The sequence below is a fragment of the Cysteiniphilum litorale genome, assembly GCF_003428165.1.
Lineage (GTDB): Bacteria > Pseudomonadota > Gammaproteobacteria > Francisellales > Francisellaceae > Caedibacter > Caedibacter litoralis.
On record NZ_QLIQ01000073.1, the window covers coordinates 1 to 5887 of the forward strand.

6 protein-coding genes are annotated in these 5887 nt (G+C 36.8%); all 6 read right to left on the reverse strand.

The window, feature by feature from the left end; all coding sequences use genetic code 11:
- Window positions 1–39: 39 nt before the first annotated feature.
- Entirely contained in the window at window positions 40–1233 is a 1194-nt protein-coding gene (locus tag DNJ75_RS14020; protein WP_117004066.1) for a hypothetical protein, read from the reverse strand.
- A gap of 113 nt (window positions 1234–1346) precedes the next feature.
- Complete coding sequence (locus DNJ75_RS14025) at window positions 1347–1589, reverse strand: hypothetical protein (protein ID WP_117004067.1); 243 nt, start codon at window positions 1587–1589, stop codon at window positions 1347–1349.
- Between the two features lie 53 nt (window positions 1590–1642).
- Entirely contained in the window at window positions 1643–1825 is a 183-nt protein-coding gene (locus DNJ75_RS14030; RefSeq protein WP_157968373.1) for a hypothetical protein, read from the reverse strand.
- Between the two features lie 462 nt (window positions 1826–2287).
- Window positions 2288–2692: a hypothetical protein gene (locus DNJ75_RS14035; RefSeq protein WP_117004069.1), complete on the reverse strand. Its 405-nt coding sequence runs from the start codon at window positions 2690–2692 to the stop codon at window positions 2288–2290.
- 432 nt (window positions 2693–3124) lie between these two features.
- Window positions 3125–5374 (reverse strand): helix-turn-helix domain-containing protein, encoded by a 2250-nt coding sequence (locus DNJ75_RS14040; protein WP_117004070.1) that lies wholly within the window; start codon window positions 5372–5374, stop codon window positions 3125–3127.
- Window positions 5375–5376: 2 nt separating this feature from the next.
- The coding region (locus tag DNJ75_RS15595; RefSeq protein WP_206609118.1) for a hypothetical protein at window positions 5377–5887 on the reverse strand (511 nt) is incomplete at its 5' end.

A 5887-nucleotide genomic window follows, 5' to 3' on the forward strand; every position in this document is an offset into this window, starting at 1 on the left:
AAGGAGTTGTAGCTAAAAAAACTAAAAAAGTTAAAAAAACTAAAAAACATAACTCACCCCAATACTGAATCGATACATAGTTGGTATCGCTGACTTTGATTCATAAACTGCCTGTTGTGACTTGAAAAGATACGGTAAATACGCACTAAAACCACCCTCAACGGAAAAATGACGATGCCACTGATACCCAGAATAAAGCCCAAAAATTGGCGTAATATTACGGTAAAATGACTTAGCAGGATCATTATTTTGACCATATTGACCATAAAAACCATAGCGATCAACCCAACCGTAGACAAAACCTAAGCCTGACCCTGCACCTAGCTTAAAGCCACTGTCAAAATAATAGTGATACTTGAATACCCCTGATATATCATACAAGGACGTGATAATCGTCTGCTCACTACCACTAAATACACGGTTACTGCTAACGGCAAAACCCAGTGTCGGGGTCAGGGTATGTCGTCTATCGATGACAAAGCGATACCCGCCATCAACACTCAATCCAATATCGCTAAGATAGTCAAAATAACGCAAATGCCCCGTTTGTCGATCAGTATTCGCAATCTTTCCTTGCGGATAGTTTACACTGACCTGACCACCGATCAGCCATCCATGTTGTAATGAAATACATGACGGTAAAGCGGTCACGGGTTGTAAGCGGTATCCTGCAAATAACCACTGTACCCATAAGCCCGAAACGACAACAATAAGACCAACCACAAACCATTTGCTGTTATATATTTGCCGAGTTGTGACGATAACCCGCCGATAAATCTCTTTAACCGCTCTGATCACAGGGATAAGATATTGCTGCCACTGATACTTAACAAAATAATGCTTAAATAACCGTAACCCAACCATACTGCCAATCCCAAGAAAAAGCATGACACATAACACCATCCATAATGACTGTGAGGCATGCGGCAATTTGTGGGTTACGACTAACGCCACAATGGCTAGAACAAACAGCCAGAAAAAAACCGTTGATACTTTGCGCTCATAATATAAAAAGCGCTGACCAACATATCTTAACCTGCTGAATCTTCTTGCATCTTTTAAACCCGACGGGGTTGACTTATTTGAGTTTGTTGCGTTTTTTACGTTTTCTGCCTGCGTTGAATTTTTTAACTCTTTTAATGCTTTTATTTCTTGTAACTGATCTCTTTTAACGTGTTTAACCTGTTTTACTTGTTTTGCTTGGCGGCGTGAAAATAACTTCAATAAAAACATCTTTCACCCTCTGATTGATTGAAAATGTTGAAAATGCTAAAAATAATGAAACTAATGAGAATACCAAAAATATTTGAACCGATTGAACAAAAGACTGATTGACTGAATGGCGCTTACCAGTGGTGATCATCCTGTGGGTTAACCACAAATAAAATCTCTAATGGTTTTTGCTTTACTCCCCTGCCTTTACACAGTTTCTGTGGCAATTCTTTATCAATCGCTTTAGATATTGCCTGTGACATAATGGATATAAACTCATCCATATTCCGATCGCGTTTTAACGATAAGTCTTCCACATAACAGGCAATGCTCACTTGCATCCCCACGTTACGTATTTTAACAAGTAAATGTTTCATTTGTATTCCTCACTTCTTAGTCTGTAACCTGCTTGTTTTCTATTTTTTACCTTTTATTTTTTTATTCTTTTCCCCCCGTTTTGCCATTTTTCCTTGTTTTTTTGTTTTCCCGTTTTTTTTTCTTGTATTTGAACATAACCACTATGAAACCAATGCTCAAACAGCCGCCGTGCTGATGGAAAGTCAATGCCTACATCTCCTGATTCCTCATCATTGTTAATCTCTTTACATATCATAATCATCTACCCCCTAAATTTTTTTATCTCTTAGGTCTTTAATGCTTTAATGCTTTAATGCTTTAATGCTTTAATGCTTTAATGCTTTAATGCTTTAATGCTTTAAAAAACACTCCATTAAGCACAGCTACCGCAAGGATGTTAATTAAGAAAAAACGATAACTGTGCTTAGTTGAATGATTTTATGAATACTGAAAAATGATAAAAAATATTGAAAAATAATCAGTACAAACAAAAATGAATCGAACAATTGACTTCATATGATCATTGACCATGATGTAAATCACAAACACAAGCAACTTTAAACGAACTGCATCTATTTTTTAAATATTTTGTACATGTTTAAAAATACGTTTAGGGTGCCTGAATGTCAAAAGCCCCCACTTGCGACAATATAACAAGGATATACAGGCAAGGATGTTTGTGTTTGAATAAGCTAAGGTACACACTTGATGCAATTTATTAGCCCATCTTTATTATCCCTATATACCTACGATCTAGCCATACTGGCTTTTCGTTACGTCTGATTTTTAATGCAATATGCTGATGTGTAAATTTAAATATCTTACCAATAATTTCCTGACCCTGCTTATATTTAACCCTCACTCTCCTTGCCCTTGCCAATTTCTTTAAAGTTAGTTCTTCTGCCCGTGCGATTAGCCGCGCATGCTTCACTGTTTCACCTAATCTCAACTGGTGATCATACAGATTTTTAAACAACGTACTTTCCTTAAGCGTATAATCTTTTGGCTTATCAGTGTAGGCGTTACAATACCTCATCACCTGATGTTTTGAGGTTTGTAATTCATCAAAAGATTTCATTTGTTTGGATATATTGGCGTCTGATTTATGATTTTTTTGGCGCATTATCTTATTCCATCTATTACGTTTAACAAATAGATAATGCCTAAACTAAGCAGCATCTATTTGTTAAATGTAAGCTATACAGCGCATAGCTCCCGCAAGATACTATGTTGCATAACTCATAACGCACTATAAAAGTGTGACTTGTAAAACACCAAGAACAGTGTCCAAACAGTGGTCGCCGTCATTTTTTCATCTAACATCTGCTTAGTAGGTGCAAATATACCCACCTGATCAATTCAGGTTTTGGATTGACTGCTAGTAGATATCGAGTAGATAAATCTACCTAGCAATAATACACATCTTAACTATTTTTTAGATTGGCTCTGCCGTCCTGTCTAAAAAACAAAACCAATCTAAAAAACACTTTATTTATTTATCTATCTACTTTACCTGTTTTTTTACCTTATTTACCTTTACCATATTTACATTCGTTTAATGCCTCATGTAGTAACTGTTATTGGTTTTACACATACGACCTACACTATTTCTTATCTTATCCTGTGACTTTTGACACACCAATCGATACCAATTGTCAAACCCACTGGGGCGATTAAAGCACTGATGTATCAATTGCTTTATTAACATATTCGCCAAATGTTTAAAACTCGTGGCTCCTGAAAAGTAATACGTATAATTTGCCACCGTGTGATAAAGCCATTGATACACTTCTTGTTCACTCGTAATAACAACGCCTTTTCTTTTAACGTAATCAATAATCGCGACCAGTGCGACTTTCTGGCATTCGGTCACTTCTCCTTTAACTAAATCCTGTTGCGCCAAACTTGCCCAGTCTTTTTTAAGCACTTCTTGCTCGATCACTGGTATGGTTAACTCAGTAATAGGTGGTAGCTTCAAGTTTTGATTCTTTAACAGTGGGTTTTTAGCCTCATGCCTTGCTTGATCTTGTTTTTTATCTTGGGAAATGTTAGTAAACTCATGATGATCACTACGCTTGAGATCATGAAAATCACCATAACAAATCCCTCTAAACAGTTGATCATAATTTAACTTGCCATACGTTTGAATCGCATGAGTAGCACACCGAACAACCTCACTTTCACTTGGATAGCCACGTTGAATACACTGCTTAACGAAGTCCTTGTACTTGGATTCGCCCAAATTAAGGTACTGATCAACGACAGTTTCAGTGTCTTTAGCCGTATTATCAGCATTTATATTTTGTTGATCGTTGCTATCGCTTGTAGTGTTTTCACGCAACTTTATCCCTTTGCCATCATCGCTAACACCACCAACAACAATTTCACAATTCACACTATGATAAACTTGATCAATTGCCTTATTACTGGCAGTATATGCCTTAACAGCATTACATCCATCAATGTTGTTACTCCCTGTCAGTGATCGTTTTGATACTACTTTTTTTAGATCACTGACAACGAAACTTCCATCTAAAAGTGAAACTGCTAAAAATTCATCGTCACTGATCACACCAAAATCAACTAAAATAGCAGCAACAAGCTCGCTTTCAGTGTCAATATCGTATTGCTCGTTTAGTTCAGTAACCTTAGCCGTAATTTTTTCAATGCTTTCATTGGTTAAAATCGCTTTTAACTCATTGATGACTAAATCAAGATCAAGATTACTTTGGCGGTTATTATGGTGATTGTTGTTGTCATTGCCGTTGTCACTCATCGTGTCCACCTTGCCAAGATTGACTTTGTCACTGGCAACAACATATTCAGAAACATCACACTCACCAACAGTCATTGACCCTTGAATAGAACTGGCACCCTTGGCATCCACCGCCACCAAATAACACCAATCAATAAACTGCTTAAAATCTTTCGCTTCACGTTTGATGTCCTTTCTGGCTAAAGCATTGTTGAAAGCGATGATGTCAATCTGATCAGCGTTAACGTGCGTCATGATGTTGATGACCTTAGCTTGACTAACGGTCAAATAATCAAACAACTTAGATTCACACTTGACGGCTCTAATGCCAAAGTCAGAAAAATCAAAATCACAAACATCACAAACATCACAAACGTCAGAAAAATCAGAAAAAATCACAGTCTTTTCACAATCAACATTTTTAGTGGAACCAACACGCTCTAATGTTTGGTATTGATTGTTAAGAGTGTTATTTTTTTTATTTACCTTTTGATTATTTACCTTATTAATGGAGCCTTGACCAAAGGGAGAAGCTTGCTTTGCCGTTTGGGTGAAGCTTGGCGCTGAAAGCCTTATGTTTTCAAAGTTTTTACTTATCGCGTCATAGTCATTTTCGTCTGCATTCGCTGCCAAAGAGTGTTGATGTGCTTCCTCTAAAAATAATACTGCCTTATCCGTTGCCTGATAAAGCACACGATTATTTTTAAGCGTGAAACGAACAATATAACCCTTAGCTTCAAGATGATTTAATGCGGTTGTCACAACTTTACGCGAGAAACCCGATTTACTTTCTATATCACTGAAATTGATCAACATCCCTTGATGATTGTCACCTTTGCCATTGCTAAATACTGAGCCTTGCTTCTGAGTAAAATACAGTATCTGTTGTAATAAAAATGCCTGACGTGGGCAATGTAACTGTTTAAACCAATACGACTGCCATAAAAAATCGACATGAAACTTGCTTTTAGGGCTGTAATATACTTTATCACATTCCACTTGAATCGGATTAAACCCCGTTTGATCGATTTGATGATTGACTGTTTTCATCGCTACACCACCGCCGTTGTTAGGTTTGGTGATCGGGTAGTTAGAAATCCGTGTACAAATAGACGGCGCGCATTATTCACTGGTAACCAGCTATTATATTCTGCGCCTACCCGACCATAACAAGGTGCTATGATCGAATACGAAGTAAGCGCAGTTGATAATGCACACTTACTTTCTGATCTATTGCGAATAACGGTGCAATATAAACCGATTTGTACTTTACGGGTTTCTAAGCCCAATCGTCTTTTAAAAAAAGATGACAGGGAAAAGCCTACCATGTGCTGAAAATTTTGCAAGATGTGTGTGTAAGATTTTTGGATTAATTTGGATGATTTAGGTAATTGCAGTAATTGAGGTAATGTAGGTAATTTGAAACAAGCGAGCAAAAATGAAAAGCTAAAAGTATTTTCACTATCAAAATATCGCCAAATACATATTTGGCAACCTAGTTGCTGTTGATCAAATTGATATATTATCTCATTCGATAATATATCCTGATTATTGCTTTGACTA